Source organism: Pedobacter ginsengisoli, from assembly GCF_002736205.1.
Taxonomy (GTDB): domain Bacteria; phylum Bacteroidota; class Bacteroidia; order Sphingobacteriales; family Sphingobacteriaceae; genus Pedobacter; species Pedobacter ginsengisoli_A.
Genome location: NZ_CP024091.1, coordinates 1,174,838 through 1,200,226, shown reverse-complemented (window position 1 = coordinate 1,200,226; position 25,389 = coordinate 1,174,838). Strand labels below are relative to the sequence as shown.

Genomic DNA, 25,389 nt, shown 5'->3' with positions numbered 1-25,389 from the left:
TTTTGTAAAAACACATGAAGACACAAATCACACAGCAACAAATTGAGGATTACAGAAAGAATGGCTTTTTGCTTATTGAAGATTTTTTAGATAAGGATGAATTAGAAATCTGGCGCGAAGCGGTTACCGAGGCACTCGTTCAGCGCGACGGCAGAAAACTCCCGGGGAAAGACACTAAAACCGGTGAAGAAGATGGTATTAATAAAAATGCCGACTATTTTGGAAAGGTATTTGATCAAATGCTCAACCTATGGCAAACCAATGAAAAAGTAAAACAGTTAATACTTAACGAAAACCTGGGTAAAATGGTTGCCGATTTATCTGGATGTGACGGAATACGGATATGGCATGATCAGGCCTTAGTAAAACGTCCATGGGCCAACCCTACTTCGTGGCACTTAGATACTCCTTTTTGGTCCTTTTCCGATCGTCGTGCTTTATCCATCTGGGTTGCGCTTGATGATGCTACACTAGAGAATGGATGTCTGTATTTTCTTCCTGGTTCTTACCATACTACTTCTTTTGAAAATCCTGGTATCGGAAAAAATATGGATGAGGTATTTAAATTTTACCCCCAACTCTCTTCTTATGATTCCAAGGCTGTCCCTATGAAAGCGGGTAGTTGTTCTTTTCACAATGGCTTAACCATACATGGGGCAGGAGCTAACATGACCAAAGGCTTCCGCAGGGCTATGACCTGTGCTTTTATGCCTGATGGCGCTGTATTTAATGGGATACAGAATATCCTGTCTGATGAGCAGGTAGCTAAATTGAAAGTAGGCGACCTGCTGAAAGATGAGGAACAAAATCCATTGATCTATTCTAACCCCCCTACTTTCCCCTCGCAGAAATAAACTCTGAAACATATTTAATTTGAGATGAATGCCACTATTGGCTTCCAAAATCTTTTTAAGTATAAATCTCTATAAATGTTACTGTTTTGCTTAATCAAGATAGGGTAAAACTGCATACAGTATTTCCCATTGCCTGATTTGATTTCGGCTCTTAAAACAATTTCTTTTGATCATTGTTTTCCTTTCAAGCATATCGACCAAGCTTAAAACCAAAATATAAAACCGTATGAAAAATCTTACAATGAAAACAACCGCATTTCTGGTTGCCCTGGTGTTCATGGCCACTACATTTTCAGGATGTAAAAGTGGGCCAAAAGACGATGCGATAAAAGCAGCCGTTGAAACTGCACTACTCTCAAACCCGCACATATCCGAAGCGGCTGTAACCGTTGAAAAAGGCGTGGCTACAGTATCAGGACAAGTTCCTGATGAGACAATCAAAGCAGAAATTGATAAAACTGTAGCAAAGGTGGAAGGAGTCAAATCTGTTGTGAATAATCTTATTGTAGTTCCCGATACACCGAGTGTGCCTGTAGCTGCTACAGATGTCCTTACAAATGCCGTTAAAGATGCAACAAAAGACTTCCCTACAGTAACTGCAACGGTAAATGATGGCCTGATCACATTAAAAGGTGAAATTGAAAAAGCAAATCTCCAAAAATTGATGATGGCTTTAAATGCACTGAAACCTAAAAAAATAGATAATTCACAACTAACAATTAAATAGTTAAAGGAGATATAAAATGGCCTTACAGGAAAAATATAAAGAATTGATAGACACTGCTACTACACAAGGAGTAAATAATTTAAATGTGCGCGAGCAGGATGGTGTGCTATATATTGATGGTGATGCAAGCGGCTCAATAAAACAACAACTGTGGGATACTTATGAGCGCCTTGATCCAAATTATTCATCCGGCGATGTAGTGATGAATATCAATAGCATAGCCGGCGTTACCGAAGGTTCAAAACTAAAGGTAACAACCAACAGCTCGAATTTAAATATTCGTAGTGGACCAAGTACCGATGCTGATATTGTAGGAAAAGCAGCACGGCATGAAGTAGTTACGCTAATCAGTAAAGCAAATGATCAATGGTGGGAAATCAAAACTGATAACGGAGCTTCAGGATATTCCTACACTCAATACCTCACACCTTTATAATCAAGCATAGTTAAATAGGAAGGTTATAACGCCAAAAACCCTGTAATTCATCATTACAGGGTTTTGGCTTTAAGATTTGGCACCGACCTACTCTCCCACGTGTTACCGCAGTACCATCGGCTCTGGTGGGCTTAACTTCTCTGTTCGGAATGGGAAGAGGTGGACACCACCGATATAGGCACCTAAATATTTTTAATTGTTCACATCATAAGTGGTAACTACCAGCTCTGATCTAACAAATGACATATTATTGAAAGAAGTTAAGTTTTGAAGAACAAACAACAGTTTACTGCTCTTGAAAGCTTCGGATTATTAGTATTACTCGACTTTGATGTCACCATCTTTACATCTGTAACCTATCAACGTAGTAGTCTGCTACGGTCCTATATGGAATTCTCATCTCGTGGCTAGTTTCGCACTTAGATGCTTTCAGCGCTTATCTATTCCCAGCGTAGCTACTCTGCAATGCCCCTGGCGGAACAACAGATTCACTAGAGGCTAGTCCAACCCGGTCCTCTCGTACTAAGGTCAGCCCCACTCAAAATTCCAACGCCCACAACAGATAGGGACCGAACTGTCTCGCGACGTTCTGAACCCAGCTCGCGTGCCACTTTAATCGGCGAACAGCCGAACCCTTGGGACCTTCTCCAGCCCCAGGATGTGACGAGCCGACATCGAGGTGCCAAACCTCCCCGTCGATATGAGCTCTTGGGGGAGATCAGCCTGTTATCCCCAGCGTACCTTTTATCCTTTGAGCGATGGCCCTTCCATGCAGAACCACCGGATCACTATATCCGTCTTTCGACCCTGATCGACTTGTTTGTCTCACAGTCAAGCAAGCTTATGCTATTGCACTCCTCATACGGTTACCAAGCGTATTGAGCTTACCTTTGAAAGCCTCCGTTACCTTTTTGGAGGCGACCACCCCAGTCAAACTACCCATCAAACAATGTCCTCCGCTTGGCGGAGTTAGACACCGAATACAGAAAGGGTGGTATTTCAACGTTGACTCCACGACGCCTGGCGACGCCGCTTCATAGTCTCCCACCTATCCTACACATCCTGTATCCAATGTCAATGTTAAATTGTAGTGAAGGTGCATGGGGTCTTTCCGTCCCGTTGCGGGTACCCGGCGTCTTCACCGGGACCACAATTTCACCGAGCTCATGGCTGAGACAGCGCCCAGATCGTTACACCATTCGTGCAGGTCGGAACTTACCCGACAAGGAATTTCGCTACCTTAGGACCGTTATAGTTACGGCCGCCGTTTACTGGGGCTTCGATTCAATGCTTCGCCTTACGACTGACATCCCCTCTTAACCTTCCAGCACCGGGCAGGTGTCAGGCCTTATACTTCATCTTTCGATTTTGCAAAGCCATGTGTTTTTGTTAAACAGTCGCCTGGGCCTTTTCACTGCGGCTGATATTGCTACCAGCGCCCCTTCTCCCGAAGTTACAGGGCCATTTTGCCGAGTTCCTTAGCCATGATTCACTCGAGCACCTTAGAATTCTCTTCCCGGATACCTGTGTCGGTTTGCGGTACGGGTTTTTATAACCTGAAGCTTAGCGGTTTTTCTTGGAAGTCTGATTACCTGCACTATCCACGCCCCCGAAGGTTTGCGGTACTATCAGCCTTCAGCTACACCGGCGGATTTGCCTACCGGTACAATACCTACAGCCTTCAACGATCTATTCCGTCAGATCGCGGCAGTGTCACTACTCCGTCCCCACATCGCAGTTATAAAAAGTACGGGAATATTAACCCGTTGTCCATCGAATTTCCCTTTCGGGTTCTCCTTAGGCCCCGACTAACCCTGATCCGATTAGCGTTGATCAGGAAACCTTATCCTTTCGGTGGGCGGGTTTCTCGCCCGCCTTATCGTTACTTATGCCTACATTTGCTTTTCCAGAAGCTCCACCACAACTTACGTCATAGCTTCGCTGCCGCTGGAATGCTCCCCTACCGTAATATTAATATTACCCATAGCTTCGGTGTACAATTTTATGCCCGTTTATTATCCATGCCCGATCGCTCGACTAGTGAGCTGTTACGCACTCTTTAAATGAATGGCTGCTTCCAAGCCAACATCCTAGCTGTCTATGCAATCGGACCTCGTTAGTTCAACTTAACTGTAACTTGGGGACCTTAGCTGATGGTCTGGGTTCTTTCCCTCTCGGCGCGTGACCTTAGCACCCCGCGCCTCACTGCCGTGTATATTAAATAGCATTCGGAGTTTGTCTGGATTTGGTAGGATTTGACTCCCCCGCACCCAATCAGTAGCTCTACCTCTATTTAACTCTACCACGACGCTGTTCCTAAAAACATTTCGGGGAGTACGAGCTATTTCCCAGTTTGATTAGCCTTTCACCCCTACCCACAGATCATCCGGAAACTTTTCAACGTTTATCGGTTCGGTCCTCCAGTACGTGTTACCGCACCTTCAACCTGTCCATGGGTAGATCACAAGGTTTCGCGTCTACCTCCCCTGACTATACGCCCTATTCAGACTCGCTTTCGCTTCGGATCCGTGTCTGAAACACTTAACCTTGCCAGAGAAGAGTAACTCGTAGGCTCATTATGCAAAAGGCACGCCGTCACGCCACCTGGACGCTCCGACCGCTTGTAAGCACACAGTTTCAGGTTCTATTTCACTCCCCTGTTCGGGGTTCTTTTCACCTTTCCCTCACGGTACTGGTTCACTATCGGTCTCTCAGGAGTATTTAGCCTTACCGGATGGTGCCGGCTGATTCCCACAAGGCGTCTCCGACCTCGCGGTACTCAGGATACTACTAGACTAATGGTACTTACGTGTACGAGGCTCTCACTCTATATTGCCAGGCTTCCCATCCTGTTCCACTTCATCGCATTATAATCACATCGTAGTCCTACAACCCCAGTTATGCCGTAACATAGCTGGTTTGGGCTCTTTCCCTTTCGCTCGCCACTACTCAGGAAATCATTATTATTTTCTCTTCCTCTGCTTACTTAGATGTTTCAGTTCGGCAGGTTTGCGTATATTACGACTGGTCTTCAACCAGCCAGGTTACCCCATTCGGAAATCACCGGATCAAGTCATATTTGCTAATCCCCAGTGCTTATCGCAGCTTATCACGTCCTTCATCGCCTCTGAGAGCCAAGGCATCCCCTGTGTGCTCTTATTTACTTTCTTCTCTCCATAGCCTTTTGCGCCTATGGAAATGCTTTTTTGATTGTCGTTATCTCTTTAGTATACCTCATGCAATTGCTTGCTTTTGGTATTCCTCAGGTCAAACAACGTCTCTATTGTTGTTTGCTCTTCTTTTTTAACTTCTTCCAATATGTCAAAGAACTTTTCTAGCCCGGGATACCCCTTAGGATATCCTATTTCCTTACCTTTTATAACAGGTAACGGTGATGGTGGAGAATAACGGAGTCGAACCGTTGACCTCCTGCGTGCAAGGCAGGCGCTCTAGCCAGCTGAGCTAATCCCCCTTAAGATTAATCTTGTAGTCCCGAGCAGATTTGAACTGCTGACCCCTACATTATCAGTGTAGTGCTCTAACCAAACTGAGCTACGGGACTATTTGTTTTGCATGGATTCATGAGTACTGATTTCTCATTTCACAAATCTTATGCTTACTCATCCTCCCTGCTTCAGTATGGAGCACTTTACTTATGCTTCATCCTATGGGTTTTCTTTTTGAGATCTTCTGTCATTATATCATTTACGTAGCGAGTAGTCTGGCCTACTCCAGAAAGGAGGTATTCCAGCCGCACCTTCCGGTACGGCTACCTTGTTACGACTTAGCCCCAGTTATCGGTTTTACCCTAGGACGCTCCTTGCGGTTACATACTTTAGGTACCCCCAACTTCCATGGCTTGACGGGCGGTGTGTACAAGGCCCGGGAACGTATTCACCGCGTCATTGCTGATACGCGATTACTAGCGAATCCAACTTCAAGAGGTCGAGTTGCAGACCTCTATCCGAACTGTGAATGGCTTTTTGAGATTCGCTTGCTGTTGCCAGCTTGCTGCCCTCTGTACCATCCATTGTAGCACGTGTGTAGCCCCGGACGTAAGGGCCATGATGACTTGACGTCGTCCCCTCCTTCCTCTCTGTTTGCACAGGCAGTCTGTTTAGAGTCCCCACCTTAACGTGCTGGCAACTAAACATAGGGGTTGCGCTCGTTGCGGGACTTAACCCAACACCTCACGGCACGAGCTGACGACAGCCATGCAGCACCTAGTTTCGTGTGATTGCTCACTGACCTATCTCTAGATCATTCACTAACTTTCAAGCCCGGGTAAGGTTCCTCGCGTATCATCGAATTAAACCACATGCTCCTCCGCTTGTGCGGGCCCCCGTCAATTCCTTTGAGTTTCACCCTTGCGGGCGTACTCCCCAGGTGGAATACTTAACGCTTTCGCTTAGCCGCTAACTGTATATCGCTAACAGCGAGTATTCATCGTTTAGGGCGTGGACTACCAGGGTATCTAATCCTGTTTGATCCCCACGCTTTCGTGCCTCAGCGTCAATAAAACCATAGTAAGCTGCCTTCGCAATCGGTGTTCTGTGACATATCTATGCATTTCACCGCTACTTGTCACATTCCGCCTACCTCTAGTCCATTCAAGCTCATCAGTATCAAGGGCACTGCGATGGTTGAGCCACCGTCTTTCACCCCTGACTTAATAAGCCGCCTACGCACCCTTTAAACCCAATAAATCCGGATAACGCTTGGATCCTCCGTATTACCGCGGCTGCTGGCACGGAGTTAGCCGATCCTTATTCCTTCGGTACATTCAGCACATTACACGTAATGTGGTTTATTCCCGAATAAAAGCAGTTTACAACCCAGAGGGCCGTCTTCCTGCACGCGGCATGGCTGGTTCAGAGTTCCCTCCATTGACCAATATTCCTTACTGCTGCCTCCCGTAGGAGTCTGGTCCGTGTCTCAGTACCAGTGTGGGGGGTCATCCTCTCAGATCCCCTAGTCATCGTCGCCTTGGTGGGCCGTTACCCCGCCAACTAGCTAATGACACGCATGCCCATCTTAATCCTATAAATATTTGAACATTAGATAATGCTATCCTGTGTTTTTATGCGGTGTTAATCCGAATTTCTTCGGGCTATCCCCCTGATTAAGGTAGGTTGCATACGCGTTACGCACCCGTGCGCCACTTTCCCAGCTGGCAAGCCAGATGGTATCGTTCGACTTGCATGTATTAGGCCTGCCGCTAGCGTTCATCCTGAGCCAGGATCAAACTCTCCATTGTAAAATGTTATAGTTTGAATCACTGACCATTCTTAACTTGTTAATAATAGTCTGTATTCTTGTTTTTGTATTGTCTGTCAGAACCTGACTCTAAAATAATAGCACCGGTTTCATGTACTTTGAAATCGTACTTTCTTACCTCGCTACGTTGATAAATGACATCTCTTTAATGAACTTCGCGGGTCACCTCACGGATCCCCTTTCTTATATCTAATCGCTAATGGCTTATGTTGTCTGCAAGGTCGTATTGTTCCCCGCTTGCTGTTTAACCAATAACGCTTTTCAATCTTCTTTTTATCGTTAACAAACTCCGTTTGATAACTCCCGTTTTGTTTGGGACTGCAAAGGTAGAAATCTTTTTCTTCTTCGCAAATCTTTTTTCAAATTTCCTGCAGCATTTCTTTCTCTCCTATACCTTCCCTCTCAATGACGCCCTTCCTCCGAAGCGGGATGCAAAAGTAGAAAAATTCAAACACTCTACAAACTTAAATCACCCTTTTTTACCCCAAAATCCATAACACCCTTAAAAACAACAAGAAAAATTAACCGGGCATCTATTTAAAATATCTTAATCCATATCTGATCATAATATAAACCGGAATACTTAATGCCATCCACGAAATAAAATGCCACACTCCTAGCCCCATTATAGCTGATATTAGTCCTATAATTGTAACCACCGACAGCAGAATGGGCATACCCCATACTTTTAAAAAAACATTATTTCTTTCCTTCATTCTCTTGAACAGTTGATAAAGTGAGTGATTCGAATTCTCCCAGAAGCCTTTTAAGTTGGGCCGATTTAGCTTTGCGCCTGGCAAGCCACAAATAAATTCCTGAAATCAGTACTATAATAGTAGCAATATCAAAAATAGCCCAAATGATCTTCATAGGGATTCCGCCATAATCACCAAAATGAAATGGCTGGGAAATAAAGATTGTTTTCAGATACCATGGGAGATCTCTCATGTCTGTAAGCTCTCCGGTTTTTGCATCTATCAACGCAGGTTTAATAATTCTAGAGGTTAGTGGTGTAGTGCCTATAAGGTACACGGCATAATGATATTTACTGGAATAAAGCGTTCCGGGATATGCTACAAATGACACATCCATTCCCGGAGCTGCCGCCTTCGCAGTTTTAACAGCAGCATCCAGAGAGCTTAAAGTTCCCGTTACCTTGGGTTTATCTTTATATCCTGCAACCATCTCAGCAAGCTGACTAGCCTTCCATTTGTCCAGAGCCGGATCAACAAGCGTATTAATCACTCCTGTAAGTCCAACAACCGATGCCCAGGCTAGCGTTACAATTCCAAGTAGATTATGCAAATCAAGCCACTTTAGTCTTGACGATTTCTCAGTCCTGATCATTCCAAAATCAAAACGCTTCATGATCGGACCATACAAAACTATACCTGAAATAATAGCTACAATAAAAAGCAGCCCCATAAGCCCCAGAAAAAGTTTACCAGGTATCCCTGCCAGCATTTCTACATGCAGGTAATACATTACTTGCATAAAGTCCATTTCATTTGGCGGAGTATCCAGTACTTTGGCTGTATACTCATTCATATTCAAATAATGATCCGCTTCGATAGGTGCTTCACTGGAATCAGCCACCACAACAAACATTTGCCCAGGATGGTGATCTGTATCCCAGGATACATATTTAACCGCCTTTACAGGTACGTGTTTTAAGGCCTCATCGAGCACAGCATCTTTTGAAGGCACTGGGGTTCCAGGAACTAAAGCAGCAACTTCCATCTCCTTGCCCAACATATGATCGATTTCTTCGTAAAATATCAATGGCAATCCGGTGAGGCATAACATGAGTAGAAATACCGTACAAATAAGGCTGGTCCATTTATGAACATCAAACCACTTTTTTATTGTTTTAGCCTTCATAAGCACCTCAAACTAACTAAGATAGTGTTTCAAATTAAAACTTGTAAGCAAAACTTGCTGCAAAGTTCCTGGGTTTCTGTGGATTAACTGACCAGTAACCAATATAATAATCTTCATTGGTCAGGTTATTCATATTAAAGGTAAACCTGTACTTGTTTGAGTTGTAAAACAAACTTGCATTTAATAAGGTATAACTTGGTAGTTCAAATACACCTGTTACGCTGTTGTCAATTACTTTATATACACCAGCATAATTTCCACCTAATCCTATACCAAAATCCTTTAGCTTACCAGATTCAAATTTATAAGTAGCCCATAAATTTGCCAGATTCTGTGGTCCCTGACCTCCAGGGGCTCTTCCTACTTGATTGTAAAAATCATCTGGTAAACTCGAGTTTCCTTCAAGAACCTTAATTCTACTGTGGCTTACCCCTGCAATGATATTAAAACCTGCGAAAGGATTTGCACTTAAATCTAGGTCAAAACCTTTACTACCAGTCTTACCTCCCTGTATAGCATTACCAGTTTGGGTAAAGTACACACGGTTTTCTACTCTGATATCATAAACTGAAACGGTAGCGAACAACTTATCCGAGAATAAACTTGTTTTTACACCAGCTTCCCATTGGTTAGCACGTTCTGGTTTAAATGCCCTTACTCCCTGGCTTACATTATTATTGTCAAAGGTTTCATACGGAGGCACATTAAAAAATGCATTCATATAATTGGCAAAAACCGATACTTTATCAAGCAAAGGCTGATAAACCAATCCAAATTTAGGCGAGAACACCAATTGGTTATAATCTTCATCTGATTTAGTCAAACCTGCTTTTGAATCTAAATAGTCCATTCTTAAACTAGCCATTGCACTTAGTGAAGGAGTAAAATTGATCACATCCGAAACATAGGCGCTGTAAATGCTATTTTTAATATTACTACGACTACCTGTTTGGCCTGCTAATGCATTATCAACCAATTGCTGACTTAAATATATAGGCTCATCAATTGATTCCAATTCAGAACCTACATATGTTTCACTCTGCTGAGGTGATATTTTTCTAATGGCTGCCCAACCAGACCTGTTGCTGATCACATTACGACTAAAATAGTCCAAGCCAACCAAAACACGGTTTCTTAAATTCCCAATCTTGAAATCTCCATTAAAATTCTGTTGGATATCAGTAGAGTTTGTAGTTTGATTTTCCTTATTAAACCACTGGTCAAAATAGTTGTCTCTAACCGCATCATCCCATATATAAGTATAATAACCGTCTGATTTCACATTACCTCTTGAAATCACCGTTTGCGAAGTCCACTGATCTGAAAGCTTATAAAGCATTTGGCCTTGCAGATTATACCTTGGGTTTTTCATGGTCAGGTCATTGCTAATAAATGAAAGATTCCTGTTCAGGTTCAACTCCTTAATGTTTTTAAAAATCAATGGAGCATCCCTATTGGTATTAAAAAATACTGGCGCTACTGCTCTTTCTTCCTGCAAAATTTCGGTCATTACCTGAAATGAAAGTCTGTCGTTTACTTCATAGGCTAAACTAGGTGCTACATAGAATGATTTTTTAAAGCCTGCATCCTGAAAGCTATTTTCTGTATGGTAAGCTGTATTAACACGTAATGCAATCTTTTCGGTTTTGCTTAAAGGCATATTTACGTCGGCGGCTACTCTGTTCAAGCCAAAACTTCCAAAATTATAAGCTATCTCTCCGCCAAAATCGTAATAAGGTTTTTTGGTAATGGTATTTATAATTCCACCATAACCATAAAAGCTTGCTCCAAACAATGTACCTGAAGGGCCTTTCATTACCTGTATTTCCTCTACATTTGCCGGATCAAGGTTTCCGCTGGTTAAGCCGGGCAAACCATTAATCAGGCTTGGTTGTGCTTCAAAACCACGTAGTGCAAAATAAGAGGCTCCATCGCCACCTCTTCCTGTTGATTCCCAGGTTCTTGAAATTCCCGGAATATTCCTTAATGCATCATCATAATTACTGATAGCCTGCTGTTTTAATATTTCGGAAGAAACAGAACTATATACTTGTGGATTCTCCAGATTTTTTAAAGGCATTTTGGCAACGGCAGCAGTTACTTTATTTGTATTTCTAGAGGAAATAATTACCTCTTTTAATTGATCAGAATTTTCATTAAGTACAAAATCAGCAGATACCGTTTCGTCTGATTTTACCTCAATAGCCTGTTCTTGTTTTACCAGACCAATGAATGTAGCAATCAGTGTATATCTGCCAATTTTAATATTCTTTAGCTGATATGCTCCTTTTTTATCTGTTAAGGCAGTTTTCCCTGTTCCTTTAATACTTACGGTTACAAGCTCAGCAGGCTTTCCGTCAGATGTTTTTACCGAGCCACTAATACCTCCTGTTTGCGCGAACGACAAGCTGGCTGAAAACACTAATAAAAGAATACAATTAGTAATGGTTTTTATCATGGTTTGTTGATTTTAATTTTCGACAAACCTACTATTTAAAACGATTCTAAACAATATTATTTAAAATTATTCTAAACAAAGTAATTAATAACTGATTAAAAGCATTTTATAACCAAATACAGTCCATCACTTCAAGCGGAAAAATTGTGTTTTAAAAAAAATTATAAAGGCAAAAACTTCTTGATATGCCTTAGCTTCCAAATGGCGCCGTTTTTAGTTGTTAATTTTTCAAGGCTTTCTTTTAACGCCAGATCATTTAACTTTTGCTCGCTTTCATTTCTTGGTGTTCCAGATAATTCAGCAAATTCTTTAGCGGTTAAAGATTGGTACTTAGAAAAAAGTGTTTCCCAATTTTTACTGTACTCAGTTTTTACAGCATTAGGCTGAAGTTTCAAAACTGCCATTTCGTAAAAAGCATAAGGTTTTGATCCGTAAACAAGTTCTTCAGCCCCATCCTGCCCTTCAAAAAACATTGTTGGAAATCCTCTCACGCCATAATCCTTTGCCAATTTCAAATCTTCTTCGAACAATATTTTTGCCTGATTTTCGTAGTCAGACTTTAACTTCGTTACATCTAAACCTACATTTTCAGCAGCAGTTGCCATGTGTTCCCATTTGGCAATATTTTTTTTCTGCAAGAAAACCATTTCTCTAACCTCCCTTAAAAACAAAATGGCTTTATCATTATCTTGCAATTGAGTTGCTTTGAATGCAATGGAAGGCGGATAAGAAGAATTTAAAGGATCTTCAAGCCAAACATCTCCATCAATCGGCATATCATAATGTGTACTTACCTCATCCCAATGGCGTGCTACGTCAGACGGTTGGCTGATTCCCCCCGAATTATAGCTCCAATCAGGTAATAACCCACCCATACGATACTCGACCTCTATATTATTGCCATACTCCAATTTCAATTTCCTTAGCTGTGGCTCTATTCCCCAACATGAAGAGCAAATAGGATCTGTAAAGTAAATTATTTTTACTGGTTTTACTTCTGATTGAACTTTACTTACAGACAATCTTTCATCTTTCAAGCCTGGAATTTCACATAAACCTGTTTCCGGATCACACAACAGTGGGTTATATTTTGCCGTCTCGTTTGACATAATTTTATTTTTTAAACATTTGCCGCTGGTACAGAGACAAACTTGAATTACATATTAGCAGTAATGATAACTTTTAAAACATTGTAAAGTTAAAGCAGAAGTAGTTTACATATGTTATCAGTTTCCTTTTGGAAACTACTTACCAATTGGAAACCACCTTTGGCTTTCTTAATTTTGTATTGTAATGCAACACTGCAAAAAGTAAAGTCGATGGGGAAAAATCAGATAGTAAATAACACTCCGATTTGTAAACTTCGGATCACAGCAATTAAAGACACTATGGAAATTCTGTCGGGGAAATGGAAATTCCATATCCTGGGAACTTTAATGGAAGGTGGCAAAATGCGTTTTATGGATCTTCTGCGTGAAGTAAATGGTATAGCAGCAAAAATGTTGTCTAAAGAATTGCAAGACATGGAAATGAACCACCTTGTTAGCCGTACCGTTCTTAATACCAAACCTATAACGGTCGAATATGAAGTTACGGAATATGGTAGAACATTGGAACCAATTATAGATGAAATTGCCAAATGGGGTTCTGCTTACAGAAATGCCCTTCATTCATCAGCTTTGTTACATTTACACAAACGGTTGCGCTAAAAAAGCTTTTCCGGCTATGATTTACAATTGATAACTTGTAGATTATGAAGTTTTCACTATTTATTTTAACGCTATTAACTGCCGCAACAGTTAATGCCCAAGATGCCAGTTTGGCTTTACAGAAAAACCCTAAGTTAAGCACAGAAGCTGTTGCTTCTAAATGGACAAAAGTGCCTGATGGATTAAATGTAAGTTTTGCAACCAGCAACCAACGTTTTGCTAAAGAGCTGCCACCTGTGGTTGCCATCAAAAATAGTTGGACTTTTAGTACCTGGAAAGGCGAAACTGTGAATACCCAACTCCTCTTGTGGACAAAAGATGCAGCAGAGGTAAGCCTGGAGCTATCTGATCTAAAAAGCGCGGAAGGCAACACCATTAAAAAGGAAAACCTTTCAACAGGCTTTATCAAATATGTAATTACTGATGAATTTAGAGATGGCTGTGGCTACAGGAAACCGACAGATTTTGACTCGTCATATGTTGCTGATCTTATAGACACCAAAACAAAGGTGGTTACTATTACCCCTAATAGTACACAGCCGGTTTGGCTTGCTATAAAAGTTCCGCAACAGGTAAAAGCCGGCACCTACAAAGGCAGTGTGACTATTAAAGGTGCGAAAGCCAAAACGCAGGAAATTTCGATCAGGGTAATAGACAAAACGTTACCTGCACCAAGCCAGTGGGCATATGATTTAGACTTATGGCAGCACCCTGCAGCTATTGCCAGAGTTCACAAGGTACAATTATGGAGCGATCGGCATTTTGCATTAATGAAAGATTATTACAAAATGCTGGCCAATGCCGGACAAAAAACAATTACCACCAGTATTGTAAATGAACCCTGGGGGCATCAAACTTATGATGATTATCCGAGCTTGATAAAATGGACCAAGAAGAAAGATGGTACCTGGAGTTATGATTATAGCTTATTTGACAAGTATATAGCCTTTACTATGAGCTGTGGCATTAATCAGCGAATTAACTGTTACAGCATGGTGCCATGGAAAATTGCCTTTACTTATTTTGATGAAAGCACTAATAAAGAAGCAGTTTTTACCGAAGCCATTGGCACCCCTGCTTATAACGTTTTTTGGGGTACTATGCTGAAAGATTTTACCCGACACTTAAAACAGAAAAACTGGTTTACCAAAACCTATATTGCTATGGATGAAAGACCCATGCCCGATATGAAAAGTGTTATAGCCCTTTTAAAATCAATTGATAGTAAATGGAAAATAGCTTTGGCCGGAGAGTACCACGAGGAAATTGAAAAAGATGTTTTCAACTACTGTATCGCTTCTAAATGGGAATATCCTGCCGAAGTATTGAAAAATCGCCATGCAGAAGGAAAAATAAGTACCTGGTATACCTGCTGTACAGAACCTTATCCAAATGCATTTACCTTTTCATCGCCAGCAGAACAGGTTTGGATGGGCTGGTATACGGCCAATAAAAATATGGATGGCTATTTGCGCTGGGCTTATAATAGCTGGACAAAAAGCCCGCTAACCGATAGCCGCTTTACAGCATGGCCTGCGGGCGATACCTATCTGGTTTATCCCGGACCATTTAGTTCAGTACGTTTCGAGAAGATGATTGAAGGGGCACAGGATTTTGAAAAAATAAGACTACTTAGAAAGGAATATTCTGCTAAGAATCAAACGGAAAAACTACAGCAATTGGAAAATGCTTTAAAACAGTTTGAACTGGGCAACCTGCCTAAAACAACTGCAGCTGAGACCTTATCAAAAACCCAGGAAATTCTGAATAACTAATTGGTAAAATAAGTTAACCAATACTGCTCTCTTATAACGATCTGATTGAATGAATTATAAGAGAGCAGTATTATTTTATTATTGGAAACGAAACAATAAACGTATTATAGTAATCATCAACATGATCCACGTTTCCCTTGGTTGGGAAAACTATATTTCCTGCTGCAAACAAGGCCAAAGGCTGGCCGTTTTCGTCAGTATAAACAAAAGGTCTCTCCAGATTCTCTAGTTTAACTTTAGTACCATTTTTGAAATTGAGTTCCTTTAAAGAAACCAATGTATTTTTTGCAGGTTGCCAATCTATTCCGTTTGTAGATTCAATTAAATATAAGCAGCCAAATTCTGGGGCATATTTTAAACTTTTTGAAAAATATTTCGCTACAGCAAAGAAACTCTTTCTTTTCTTATCATACCACATGGAAGGATCTTCGCTCGATAAATCCTTATCATGAACAACATTCGATATTGTTTTGAATTCACCATCGGGTCTATTGCTCTTGGCTATCCAAAAAGTCATTTGTCCATTGGGTATTCTGGATTTGTACATCATATAATACTTACCGTCGGGTCCCTGCGTTACAGAGGGGTTATTAGCTACTTCATAAGTCTGCTTATTATCAACAGTCATAATCGGTTCGCTTGGACGCGTATAATTGCCAGATAAAAGATCTTCAATCGTTTTGGCTTTTACAACACCTATTGATTGTGCTGCGTTGTACCTCATCCATTGTAAAGCCTCCTTTTTGGGGTTGGGATTATTTTTAAAGGTAAAAGCTGAATTAAAAGAACTACTTATATAATATAGATAATAATAACCATTAAATTTTCTGATGTGGGCGTTATGTTTGGTAAATCTGTCCCACTGACCGGGCTTACCTGCATAAGGGAGCACAGTCTTAACAACCTTATAGGGCCTAGTAGTTTATCAGAAACAGCACAAGCAATTTCCGAATACTTCATCCAGCCCATGAAACCATCAAAAATATAATTTAGAGAATCATCATCCAACTTGCGCCGGCCATGTGTCCATCGAGAATAAAACATATAACATTTACCATCATCACCCTTAATTACCGATGGACACCAATTATAATAATCGGCACTTTTAAAAATATTGGTTGAATCAATCTCCCCTAGTTGTATTTTATTGGTACTCTTGGTCTGCGCAATCAGCATTCCGGCTTGCATTATTAAAAAGCCTAAAAAAAATTGAATTTTTAGTTTCATTTATGACTTTACCTTACCCGATGTGTTTCTAAATTAATAATCAATTTTTAATGCCCCTATCTTCAATAATCAGGGCACTATGCGCAGCCAATTCAATAGAGAATTCACGTTCATAAATCCCTAATGTTTTACCTGTCCACTTGTCCTTCAACTCATGGCGGCCTTTGCCGAGTTTGATTTTCCGTTTCAGAGGTACATCACCGGCATTGAAAACAACATGTTCAACACGATCTTTAAAATTGATGATGCCCACTTCAAATTTTTCATTTTCAAACCTTGCAGACTTCCCTGTAGGTGGGATCATTTTTTTAAGTATAGCTAATCTTTCATCTGTAATTGTGGTTAAATCATCGCCACTCAGTAGCATTCCACCAGAGGCATACACCGTTGCAGCATGGTACAAAAATTCATTTTCAGGCAGTACAGCTTTCTTAGTGGCAACTGCATTTCCTCCCTGATCCATAACATCTTCTGCACCATTATCGGTTAAAAGGATACAATCTGGATCGTTCCACCATAATCGCCCGTTTTGCCAGCCTCTAAGTAGGTTTTCTCTTCCAATATCCTTGAACGACTCCCATTTCCTCCAGGTATCCATTGAGCTTCTTGAGCCATGAATTAAGCCTAACGATGCCCAAATTGGATGGTTACAACCAAGTATAAATGCATCACCAGCTCCTTTAAGAATAGCCTTCATACCTCTACGATAAGCCTCTATCCTGGTTGCATTTTTATCATAGTGAACACCTCCATGTATGGTTCCCCAATAATTTGCATCCAATTTAAAATAGGAACATCCCCATTGGTCGCGCATGGTTTTAAAAAGGGTTACAAAGTATTCCTGTACCTGCGGATGCGTGCCATCCAGTACATACCATGGTCCTAAACGCCACCCTCCAAAACCAACCTTATCAGACCGTAAAGGTTCTCCATTCTGATCTTTAACAAACCAATCCCTATGTTGCTTAAACAATTCCGATTCGGGGCTGACAACAAATGGGGCAACCCAGATGGCTGGCTCTAATCCCTTATCCTTTATGTCGTGCAATACTTGTACAACATCACCACCAAAAGCTTTTCCCTTATCCAGCCAATCGCCCATCCAGGGCTGGTAACCATCATCTATCTGTATATACTTTAACTGCGGAAGGTGTTTAGCAATCCAGTTAGTGTTATCTGAAACGTTTTTTGCCGTAACACCTGGCCCGAAACAATACCACGAACACCATCCCATTGGAACAGGATCATGCTTTAGCCTTGGATGATGTTTGGCTATTGCATTGGTCAATAAATCATAAAGCTTTTCTCTATCTTTTCCAGCGCTGGCAATAAACTCTTCCAGATTCCAGGTTTCGCCTGGTTGCAGACTCAAGTTTTCACAATCTAGAGAAATACGCAGACGTTTGCTATCAAAAGAGAATCTGGAAATAAACTTTTCACAAGAAGTGGTAGCTAATAACATGCGCTGTGCATTTTGCAACTCCAAAGTGAGCATGCCATAAACCGTACGCAAACTTTCTGGTTCTGGTATTTTGTAATGGTTTCTGTCGCTATATGTTCCCCAATCCTCAGGCTTTGCAAGCGTACCCCCTGTTTGTCCAAGTTTTTGAAAAGCTTCACCATACAATGGGGTTGTGCCAGGCAACTTATGCTGAAAATCAAATACAACAACCTCTCGAATACGCTGAGGCACGGATGAATTGTTTTTTACCGAAAGTTTGCACAACTCCCCATTCCAATTACGTTGCACGGAAATAGCTGATTTTGCAGCCTCTGATCCATCCGATAAAATTACTGCAGACCGTGCATTTTTTAAGGTCTTTAAAAAACTTACATCAACGCCATCTTTCTTGCTTTGTGCAAAACTTATACCCGGAGTTAACAGCATCAGGGTAAATAGCTGGAATAAAAAATATTTTCTCTTTAACATAATGTATATTAAACAATATATTCTATTTAAGCATATTCATACACCCATCGTATACAGGGATATGATTTTCCTATAGATAGTAGTAATATCCAAATATGAACATAGAATTGGTAAAGCCTAAATGTAAACTTAATCCTAAATTAAAACAATAAATAATACCTTCATTTCCATGAACTATTCTATTGAAATACCAAATGTTGTAGAGAATTTGACGGGCAAAAAAAAGACGACGTCTGGAGCAACGTCGCCTTTAATTAAGAAATAAATTTCTTGTACCCTGGAAGGGATTCGAACCCCTGACCCACGGTTTAGAAAACCGTTGCTCTATCCAACTGAGCTACCAAGGCCTTTCCCCTTAAGGAGCGCCAAAGATATAAAAACATGCGAATAAGCGCAAATCTATTTTTAGAATTTTCTAAAAAACCTGCATAAAAAAAGTAATAATAAAGATTACCAGTTACTTAAAAATAACAGCTACACAATATAATTAAGGCATAGATGTTGCATATATATACCGATATAAACAAAACCAGAAGAAAACGGGGAACTTTTGCTACGATTAGAGGATTCCCACGCAAACTTTAAAAATCTACACCCACAGAACTATGGAAGACGACGCTCATAATTTGCAATCGTTAATTGAAGCACTGGATGATCTAATTGTTGAATTAACAGAACAAGCTGTAATTAAGCGGGTTTGGACAAAAGATAAAACCAAATTATTCATGCCCCCAGAATTTTTCACCAATAAAAGCATCCCCGAAGTATTTGGTGAATTTGGAAATATATTTATCGACTGCATAAATAAGCTTTTAAGTACCGGAGAAAGGCAACAATGTATATATCCCGATTTTGATAAAAACAAAAAACTTTGGTATTGCGCTAAATTTCAAAAAATTGATTCGCCCAATACTGATACCAAGATAATATGCGTAATAGAAGACATTACGGCTAAAAAAGAAATGACAGATAAGCTGGAGCAGAATAGCCGTGAGCTCAAAAGGATTAACGACCTCCTGGAAATGAGTCATGAAATATCCAAAATGGGCGGATGGGAATATAATACTATTACAAAAGAGGTTTTTTTAACAAAACAGATCTATGAAATAAACGAATCAGAGGATAATAGCATTATCAATTGCAATCATATTCCACAGTCATTCGACAGAGAGAATAGAGTTAAATTACTAAAGGCTTTAAAAACCACATTAAACCAAAATGCTCCTTTCGATATAGAACTGGAATTAATTACGGCCAAAAAGAATAAAAAATGGGTAAGAGCATCCGCAGTACCTGTAATTGAAGGTGACACTGTTCGATTATTCAGAGGAATATTGAAAGATATTACCCACAATAAAAACAATGAGTTTGAGCTTATTGAGGCTAAAAATCTGGCTGAACAAATTGCCCGAAAAAGGACAGAAACCCTGTCTATTATGAGTCACGAAATCAGGACACCATTAAATGCAATCATTGGCATAAGTAATCTCCTTGATCAGGCTACATCATCAAACAGGGATACAAAAGAGTATATAGACCATTTAAAACACTCTTCTAATCACCTGCTACACCTAATAAATGACATTTTAGATCTGGAAAAAATTGAAAGTAAAAAGATGGAACTAAATGAGGGCCCAACAAACCTGGTATCTCTTGTCAATAATGTTTACAAGCATTTTTTACCCTCAGCCAAAGCAAAAGATCTATTGCTCACCTTCAATCATGATCATCTGATACCAGAATCATTAATGATAGATGACCTAAGATTAAGAAGAATATTAAATAACCTGATAGCAAACGCCATTAAGTTTACTGAAAAGGGCGAAGTTGGCATTACTTTAACAACAATTCTTAATCAGCATAATAAAGCCAGTATCCTTTTTAAAATTTCTGACACAGGAATTGGTATTCCAGAGCATCTGCACAACCTGGTATTTGATAAGTTCCATCAGGTACAACAAGATTCACACAGGCAACAGCAAGGAAGCGGTCTGGGCCTAAATATCACCAGAGGTCTAGTCAGACTTTTTAACAGCCAAATTCATTTAACAAGTAAACCATCAGTAGGCTCAGTATTTGAGTTTCAAATTGATTTTAAAAAGAGTATTCCACTGCAACCAGAAAATAAATCGATGACAAACGAATTTGATTTCCCTCCCCTGCCCGATTTTAAACTGCTAATTGTTGATGATAACATTACCAATCTGTTAGTAGCCAGCCGTCAGCTAAGCCGTTTTGGAATTAATGCCGATAAAGCCGAGAATGGATATGCGGCCATAGAGCTTTTAAAAGAACAAAAATTTGATGTTGTTCTGGTTGATCTGCACATGCCAGGAATGGACGGCTACCAGTTAGCCAAACACATTCAGGAAAACTATCCGGATACCAAAGTGATCATTTTTACTGCCGATGTGCTTGAAGAAGTTAGGCTTAGGCTTAAAGAGATGGGGATACTTTACATCCTTTCAAAACCATTTAAACCCGAAGAAATGTTTGAACTCTTTTTAGAGGTACTTGAGGTAAAATAATCTTAACTTTATGCCCTATGAGAGTACTTCTATTAGGGTTTGCGCTGCTTTTAACCAGTGCCCCATCGTTTTCACAAATAAACACCAAAGCTACAGAAGCTGTTATTACCTATGGCTTCCGAAACAACGGAAAAGATTCAAAAGCTGAACAAAAAATGTTCATTAAAGGCAGTCAGGTACACCTGGTTCCCCAAGGTCGCCAAACCGAACAGCAATACCTGCAAACTGCTCAAAAAGTTAGCTACCAGGTGCAAAATAACAACGGCATCGTTTATACGCTTAAAAAACCTTTTTCAGAATATGTAAAGGCCGAACTCCTAACGGGAATTGATACCATTCTAGGTATCCCATGTAAAAAAGCAAAAGTGTTTATCCGCTCAAACACTATTGAAGTTTGGTATACAAACGACCTTAAAATTAAAGGAACACCAAGTATTTCAATAGCTCCCGGATTAGGATTAATTCTTAAAACCATCCGTAACGGAAATTCTGAAACCATTGCAAAGAAAATTGAATACCGCGCCGTAACTCCAGAAGAACTTGCCTGGCCAAAAAACTGGGGCACCCTATTGGATGAGCCAGCTTACCAGCGTCAGGTAATAGAAAGCCGTTACAATACACTCACCATTTTTAATAATGAGCAGATAAGCTTTGGCAACAAAACAGAAAACCCTAAAGGAGAACAAGCTAATGTTACCTACCATTTTTCTGGTGGTACTATAATTCTTAAAAAAGTAAAGTTACCAGCTACAAAAGCAGGTCAGCAATTATTTGTTGAACTGGCGCAACATTCTAACGGTGATGCTTATGACCGTACAGGATCTGTATTTATGATCCCTACCGACAAATCTGTATCTTATCTTGATGCTTTACAAAATGGCATCCAGGCACTTCCTTTATATTCAGCCAGAAATGGAAAGAAATACCAGGGAGTTACAGCCACCGATAATTATTTACCACCACTAGAGTTAATGCGGTTTTTCACCTCCTTTGGTGTGAATCATTTTAATGCACAGGCAAAAATAAAAGGATATAACTGGGCCGACTCCGTTGTATACAAGCAAGACATCAGCGCTCTGTTACCACGTTTACAAGGCGAAGTATGGATAGGGGTTTTCATAGGCAACTATGATAAAGGAGGCCATAAAGCCAGTCTTTATTTCAAATATTATCCTGGTTACGAAGGCGAGAGTCAAAAAGAAGAAAAGAAATGGATAATGCCTGCATTTAACACAACCAACTTAATGGAAATGTCTGGACAAGAATATGGCACCATGTTCGATCAGGACTCTCTTACAGTGGCAGTTGATATACCACAAGGCGTAAAAAACCTAAAGCTAAGGTACCTTACAACAGGCCATGGCGGCTGGGGTGGCGGAGATGAATTTGTACCCAAACAAAATGAAATTTTTGTAGATGGCAAAAGAGTGTATCACTTTATTCCATGGAGAGAAGATTGCGCCACTTACAGATTCTTAAATCCGGCTTCGGGCAACTTTGGCAATGGTCTTTCATCATCAGATCTTAGCCGTTCAAACTGGTGCCCCGGCACAATTACTTTACCTGTAGAAGTTCCGTTACCGGATCTTAAACCGGGTAAACACACCTTCCAGGTAGCAATACCGCTAGGCAAACCCGAAGGAGGCAGTTTTAGTGCCTGGAATGTATCAGGAACACTAATTGGCGATAAAGAATAGCATAAAAAAAGGCATCCTGTGTGGATGCCTTTTTTCATTATTCGAATCAGATTTTAAAACTACTCTGCTTCCCTTTTAATATAAGTTTTGTTACCATTTTTATTGATATAGTATTTACCACCACGTGGGCCGGTATAAACTACTTCAGAATTTGGTCCTTTCAAAGATCTGTCAACAGTTGGTTTATAATCTTTGTTAGCATTACTCGCTACAGCAGTAGTTGTTTGTTTTTTTACCGCTGTTACTTCTTTTTTAACTTCTTTTGCAGGAGCTGTAGCTTTTTCTTTGGCAGCTGTTGCAGAATAACGCTTATCAGGCGTACCATCCTTTTTAAGTTTCACATCACTGGTTGCAGCTGCTGCAGTTTTTGCAAAACGCTTATCAGGTGTACCATCTTTTTTTAACTTCACTTCGGCAGTAGTAGCTGCAGTTGTTTCTTTTTTTACATCAGCAGCAGCTTTGGCTTTAGCTGTCGCTTCTTTTTTAGCGTCGGCTTTAGCTTTAGCGGCCTCTTTCTTCGCGGCAGCAGTTGCATCTTTCTTTGCATCAGCTTTCGCCTTTGCAGCTTCCTTCTTCGCATCAGCTGCAGCATCTTTAGCTTTCGAAGTTTCTTTTTTAGCTTTTGCTGTAGCTTTGGTTGCTGCAGCAGGGGCAGTTTGTGCCATACTTAAGCTCACACAGAAACTTAAAATGGCAATCAGTGAAAGTAGTTTTTTCATAACTTTTTAAATAGCTAATTGAATGTCCGTTATCCTGTTATTAATTACACAGATAACTCTATACAATTTACACATATCGTACCAACATTAACAAGAAATGAAAATAATTTTTTCATTAGAAGAAAAGCACATTATTATGCAATTGTAGCCGTAAGTTTAGTTCCACTAATCGAGGTGCTGTAAATTTTCAATGTCCTCGTATTTCCTGTTGTACCCTGTGGTCCCTGAAGCACAGAACCATTAGTTGCGTACTCAGAAAAGTGCAATTGACATTGTATTCTATTATCAGCCTGTTTCCACACTAAATTTCCGCCTTGATGAGGGCAAATGGATTCTGTAGCTACAAATGAAGCAGCAGTATTGCCTGCGGCTATTCTAAAAAACAGTACACCATTTGCTTTAGCCTGGTCGCCTATAGCTTTAAGATCAGTTGATAAATCTATAGTGGCAGTATTAGTATTTCCACCTCCTGGCCCCGGATCAGGTTTATCCTCTGGTCCATCGTTGCTACTTTTTCCGCAGCCCGACAAACAAGATCCTGTACAAACCAATGCCAGTCCTAATCCCAGTGATTTGATAAATTCGTCGCGTTCCATAATTTTTAAATTTTAGTCTAGTAGATTTTTGATTTTTTATCCGGATCCTCTTTCTTTGATTTGAACAGGGTAAAATTTCTTGATATGGTAAAGCCAAAACGCACCCCACCTTTACTCCATGATTTCTTAGTATTTGGAATAAAATTATTCTCAACTATATATTCCGAGTTCATGAAGTTTAAGGAGAATATATGCCCACCCGTTTCTATTTCCAATCCAACACCAAAAGGATTATAGTAAGATTCAGTTAAATCTTTAGGTCTCGATAATCCATTTACCAGTGTATAATCTGCAATAAAAGAAAGCCGTTTTGTTATTTTCATTCTTCCTGCAAAGCCAAGAGAAAAAAGATTCTTAGCATCCCCGTTGTCTTCAACATTACTTCTCAATAAATAACCCGGCATTACCTCCAATGAAAGGCGTGACGAAAACTTACGTGAGATAATAGACTGAAAGAAATAAGAAAACCGATCACTATACTGTGCAAACTCACTATTATTAAGAGGTTCTCGTGCAATCCATCCCAACTGTGCAAAAAGCGTCATATTAATTGGCATAGAGGCATCAGTTTTCTGTTTTAAAAGCTTGTACTTACCAGAGAAATTGAAAAGTTCATCTTGCTTGCTTCTTCCAACTGCTACAGTAAAATCATCGGTTACACCATAGTCCAATCCAATAAACAAGTCTGTAGCTACATCCAAACCATATAAAGTATGAGCGCTTCCAAAACGCCCTCCTATATCACCAAAATGATGGCGGATCCTCAAATCCAGATCATGTTTTTTTTGGGTTTCACTAGAGTGGGATAAAACTACGTGTGTCGACTTAAAAGCAGCGTCTACCGTGCTGGCAACACGTCCGCTATCCAGAGCTTTCAACAAAGAATCTGCCTCCTGAGCCTGAGCATGCAATGTAAAAAGCGAAAAGGAAATCAGTAAATATTTAATCTTATTCATGGGTTTGTTATTTTAATGGATTGAATTTACCTTCAGCTTTTATCGTAATAAACTCCGCAATCTTGGCAAACACCAGCTTGGGTATTTTAATATTATGATCTACACATGCAACATTAAACTCGGTGCTAATCTGTACAACACCATTGCTTATAATTACTTTTCCCGGAATCGTACGTTTCTTATCTATTCCATGTACCGATAGAGTACCGGTAACAGTTACCCCATAATTGCCATCCTTAGTAAAATCTATCGGTTGATCTATAACACCTTTAAATTTTGCATTAGGATATTTATCGCTTTCAATATAATTCTCATTAAAATGCTCCTGCATCAGTTTCCTGTCAAACTCCAGCGTTTTAACATCCAGTTGCACAACTATTTCTCTGGTTTTAGAAACAAGCACAGCATTGCCCTTATCACTTACCGCTCTAATGTCTTCTAATGGGGTTGATGAGAATAAGCCAATTCTAATATTCTTACTAACAAAATTTTGTGCCCCGGCACTTAGGTGTAGCAGCAAGAGTGCAATCAACACCCGGGTTATTTTTCTAATTCTATTCATGATGTAATTGAGCTACTACCTTGTTTAAGTTTTAATGAACTTATATCTCCTAGTACG

At 40.2% G+C, this 25,389-nt stretch carries 18 protein-coding genes, 3 tRNA genes and 3 rRNA genes; 7 read left to right on the top strand and 17 right to left on the bottom strand.

The window, feature by feature from the left end; genetic code table 11:
* The first annotated feature begins 14 nt into the window (after positions 1-14).
* The 3 genes from CPT03_RS04885 to CPT03_RS04875 all read left to right on the top strand — a co-directional run bounded on the left by CPT03_RS04885 (position 15) and on the right by CPT03_RS04875 (position 2,017).
* On the top strand, positions 15-854 hold the full coding sequence (locus tag CPT03_RS04885; protein ID WP_099437789.1) for a phytanoyl-CoA dioxygenase family protein: 840 nt from the start codon (positions 15-17) through the stop codon (positions 852-854).
* 226 nt (positions 855-1,080) lie between these two features.
* A complete protein-coding gene (locus CPT03_RS04880; protein WP_099437788.1) occupies positions 1,081-1,581 on the top strand; it encodes a BON domain-containing protein in 501 nt (166 codons plus the stop codon).
* A gap of 16 nt (positions 1,582-1,597) precedes the next feature.
* Positions 1,598-2,017, top strand: a complete 420-nt coding sequence (locus tag CPT03_RS04875) for an SH3 domain-containing protein (RefSeq protein ID WP_099437787.1) — start codon at positions 1,598-1,600, stop codon at positions 2,015-2,017.
* 74 nt (positions 2,018-2,091) lie between these two features.
* Here CPT03_RS04875 and rrf read toward each other — a convergent pair.
* The 9 genes from rrf to CPT03_RS04830 all read right to left on the bottom strand — a co-directional run bounded on the left by rrf (position 2,092) and on the right by CPT03_RS04830 (position 12,742).
* Positions 2,092-2,203, bottom strand: a 5S ribosomal RNA gene (gene rrf, locus CPT03_RS04870).
* A 107-nt stretch (positions 2,204-2,310) separates the two neighbouring features.
* Positions 2,311-5,187, bottom strand: a 23S ribosomal RNA gene (locus CPT03_RS04865).
* A 225-nt stretch (positions 5,188-5,412) separates the two neighbouring features.
* Positions 5,413-5,489 (bottom strand) — tRNA-Ala (locus tag CPT03_RS04860).
* A 15-nt stretch (positions 5,490-5,504) separates the two neighbouring features.
* Positions 5,505-5,579, bottom strand: a tRNA-Ile gene (locus tag CPT03_RS04855).
* A gap of 173 nt (positions 5,580-5,752) precedes the next feature.
* Positions 5,753-7,274, bottom strand: a 16S ribosomal RNA gene (locus tag CPT03_RS04850).
* Together the 16S, 23S and 5S rRNA genes with 2 tRNA genes alongside form the textbook arrangement of a ribosomal RNA operon.
* 553 nt (positions 7,275-7,827) lie before the next feature.
* Positions 7,828-8,010, bottom strand: coding sequence for a hypothetical protein (locus CPT03_RS04845; protein ID WP_099437786.1), 183 nt, complete (start codon positions 8,008-8,010; stop codon positions 7,828-7,830).
* Entirely contained in the window at positions 7,994-9,175 is a 1,182-nt protein-coding gene (locus tag CPT03_RS04840; protein ID WP_099437785.1) for a PepSY-associated TM helix domain-containing protein, read from the bottom strand. Before CPT03_RS04840 ends, CPT03_RS04845 begins: the two co-directional genes overlap by 17 nt.
* A 34-nt stretch (positions 9,176-9,209) precedes the next feature.
* A complete protein-coding gene (locus CPT03_RS04835) occupies positions 9,210-11,633 on the bottom strand; it encodes a TonB-dependent receptor (RefSeq protein WP_099437784.1) in 2,424 nt (807 codons plus the stop codon).
* 161 nt (positions 11,634-11,794) lie between these two features.
* Entirely contained in the window at positions 11,795-12,742 is a 948-nt protein-coding gene (locus CPT03_RS04830; protein WP_099437783.1) for a ClpXP adapter SpxH family protein, read from the bottom strand.
* Between the two features lie 111 nt (positions 12,743-12,853).
* Between CPT03_RS04830 and CPT03_RS04825 the strand changes: the two genes are divergently transcribed.
* Positions 12,854-13,342 carry a helix-turn-helix domain-containing protein gene (locus CPT03_RS04825; RefSeq protein WP_317044327.1) on the top strand — a complete coding sequence of 163 codons (489 nt, stop codon included), beginning with the start codon at positions 12,854-12,856 and terminating at the stop codon, positions 13,340-13,342.
* A gap of 44 nt (positions 13,343-13,386) precedes the next feature.
* Positions 13,387-15,117: a DUF4091 domain-containing protein gene (locus tag CPT03_RS04820; protein WP_099437782.1), complete on the top strand. Its 1,731-nt coding sequence runs from the start codon at positions 13,387-13,389 to the stop codon at positions 15,115-15,117.
* A gap of 70 nt (positions 15,118-15,187) precedes the next feature.
* Here the strand turns inward: CPT03_RS04820 and CPT03_RS04815 are convergent, their stop codons facing one another.
* From CPT03_RS04815 to CPT03_RS04800, 4 genes are all read right to left on the bottom strand, one after another.
* Positions 15,188-15,841, bottom strand: a complete 654-nt coding sequence (locus CPT03_RS04815; RefSeq protein ID WP_099437781.1) for a hypothetical protein — start codon at positions 15,839-15,841, stop codon at positions 15,188-15,190.
* A gap of 68 nt (positions 15,842-15,909) precedes the next feature.
* The gene (locus CPT03_RS04810; protein WP_099437780.1) at positions 15,910-16,344 is read right to left on the bottom strand and encodes a hypothetical protein; all 435 of its coding nucleotides are present in this window, start codon (positions 16,342-16,344) and stop codon (positions 15,910-15,912) included.
* 40 nt (positions 16,345-16,384) lie between these two features.
* Positions 16,385-18,274 (bottom strand): glycoside hydrolase family 36 protein, encoded by a 1,890-nt coding sequence (locus tag CPT03_RS04805; protein ID WP_099437779.1) that lies wholly within the window; start codon positions 18,272-18,274, stop codon positions 16,385-16,387.
* 273 nt (positions 18,275-18,547) lie between these two features.
* Positions 18,548-18,621: transfer RNA gene (locus CPT03_RS04800), tRNA-Arg, on the bottom strand.
* 258 nt (positions 18,622-18,879) lie between these two features.
* On the opposite strand from CPT03_RS04800, the gene CPT03_RS04795 reads away from it, so the two are divergent.
* Together CPT03_RS04795 and CPT03_RS04790 are read left to right on the top strand one after the other, a co-directional pair.
* The gene (locus CPT03_RS04795) at positions 18,880-20,802 is read left to right on the top strand and encodes a response regulator (RefSeq protein WP_099437778.1); all 1,923 of its coding nucleotides are present in this window, start codon (positions 18,880-18,882) and stop codon (positions 20,800-20,802) included.
* 17 nt (positions 20,803-20,819) lie between these two features.
* A complete protein-coding gene (locus CPT03_RS04790) occupies positions 20,820-22,499 on the top strand; it encodes a PNGase F N-terminal domain-containing protein (protein WP_099437777.1) in 1,680 nt (559 codons plus the stop codon).
* Between the two features lie 59 nt (positions 22,500-22,558).
* Here the strand turns inward: CPT03_RS04790 and CPT03_RS04785 are convergent, their stop codons facing one another.
* The 4 genes from CPT03_RS04785 to CPT03_RS04770 all read right to left on the bottom strand — a co-directional run bounded on the left by CPT03_RS04785 (position 22,559) and on the right by CPT03_RS04770 (position 25,332).
* The gene (locus CPT03_RS04785) at positions 22,559-23,218 is read right to left on the bottom strand and encodes a hypothetical protein (RefSeq protein WP_216641607.1); all 660 of its coding nucleotides are present in this window, start codon (positions 23,216-23,218) and stop codon (positions 22,559-22,561) included.
* Positions 23,219-23,352: 134 nt separating this feature from the next.
* Positions 23,353-23,814 carry a ubiquinol-cytochrome c reductase iron-sulfur subunit gene (locus CPT03_RS04780; protein ID WP_099437776.1) on the bottom strand — a complete coding sequence of 154 codons (462 nt, stop codon included), beginning with the start codon at positions 23,812-23,814 and terminating at the stop codon, positions 23,353-23,355.
* A gap of 17 nt (positions 23,815-23,831) precedes the next feature.
* Positions 23,832-24,770 (bottom strand): DUF5777 family beta-barrel protein, encoded by a 939-nt coding sequence (locus CPT03_RS04775; protein WP_099437775.1) that lies wholly within the window; start codon positions 24,768-24,770, stop codon positions 23,832-23,834.
* Between the two features lie 7 nt (positions 24,771-24,777).
* A complete protein-coding gene (locus CPT03_RS04770; protein WP_099437774.1) occupies positions 24,778-25,332 on the bottom strand; it encodes a YceI family protein in 555 nt (184 codons plus the stop codon).
* Positions 25,333-25,389 lie beyond the last annotated feature (57 nt).

Bases quoted from the DNA above. Each gene is read 5' to 3' on its own strand.
- CPT03_RS04825 (WP_317044327.1), top strand. From the start codon at position 12,854: ATGTTATCAGTTTCCTTTTGGAAACTACTTACCAATTGGAAACCACCT.
- CPT03_RS04805 (WP_099437779.1), bottom strand. From the start codon at position 18,274: ATGTTAAAGAGAAAATATTTTTTATTCCAGCTATTTACCCTGATGCTG.
- CPT03_RS04845 (WP_099437786.1), bottom strand. From the start codon at position 8,010: ATGAAGGAAAGAAATAATGTTTTTTTAAAAGTATGGGGTATGCCCATT.
- CPT03_RS04815 (WP_099437781.1), bottom strand. From the start codon at position 15,841: ATGAGGTACAACGCAGCACAATCAATAGGTGTTGTAAAAGCCAAAACG.
- CPT03_RS04810 (WP_099437780.1), bottom strand. From the start codon at position 16,344: ATGAAACTAAAAATTCAATTTTTTTTAGGCTTTTTAATAATGCAAGCC.
- CPT03_RS04875 (WP_099437787.1), top strand. From the start codon at position 1,598: ATGGCCTTACAGGAAAAATATAAAGAATTGATAGACACTGCTACTACA.
- CPT03_RS04820 (WP_099437782.1), top strand. From the start codon at position 13,387: ATGAAGTTTTCACTATTTATTTTAACGCTATTAACTGCCGCAACAGTT.
- CPT03_RS04835 (WP_099437784.1), bottom strand. From the start codon at position 11,633: ATGATAAAAACCATTACTAATTGTATTCTTTTATTAGTGTTTTCAGCC.
- CPT03_RS04780 (WP_099437776.1), bottom strand. From the start codon at position 23,814: ATGGAACGCGACGAATTTATCAAATCACTGGGATTAGGACTGGCATTG.
- CPT03_RS04840 (WP_099437785.1), bottom strand. From the start codon at position 9,175: ATGAAGGCTAAAACAATAAAAAAGTGGTTTGATGTTCATAAATGGACC.
- CPT03_RS04775 (WP_099437775.1), bottom strand. From the start codon at position 24,770: ATGAATAAGATTAAATATTTACTGATTTCCTTTTCGCTTTTTACATTG.
- CPT03_RS04790 (WP_099437777.1), top strand. From the start codon at position 20,820: ATGAGAGTACTTCTATTAGGGTTTGCGCTGCTTTTAACCAGTGCCCCA.
- CPT03_RS04770 (WP_099437774.1), bottom strand. From the start codon at position 25,332: ATGAATAGAATTAGAAAAATAACCCGGGTGTTGATTGCACTCTTGCTG.
- CPT03_RS04795 (WP_099437778.1), top strand. From the start codon at position 18,880: ATGGAAGACGACGCTCATAATTTGCAATCGTTAATTGAAGCACTGGAT.
- CPT03_RS04830 (WP_099437783.1), bottom strand. From the start codon at position 12,742: ATGTCAAACGAGACGGCAAAATATAACCCACTGTTGTGTGATCCGGAA.
- CPT03_RS04885 (WP_099437789.1), top strand. From the start codon at position 15: ATGAAGACACAAATCACACAGCAACAAATTGAGGATTACAGAAAGAAT.
- CPT03_RS04785 (WP_216641607.1), bottom strand. From the start codon at position 23,218: ATGAAAAAACTACTTTCACTGATTGCCATTTTAAGTTTCTGTGTGAGC.
- CPT03_RS04880 (WP_099437788.1), top strand. From the start codon at position 1,081: ATGAAAAATCTTACAATGAAAACAACCGCATTTCTGGTTGCCCTGGTG.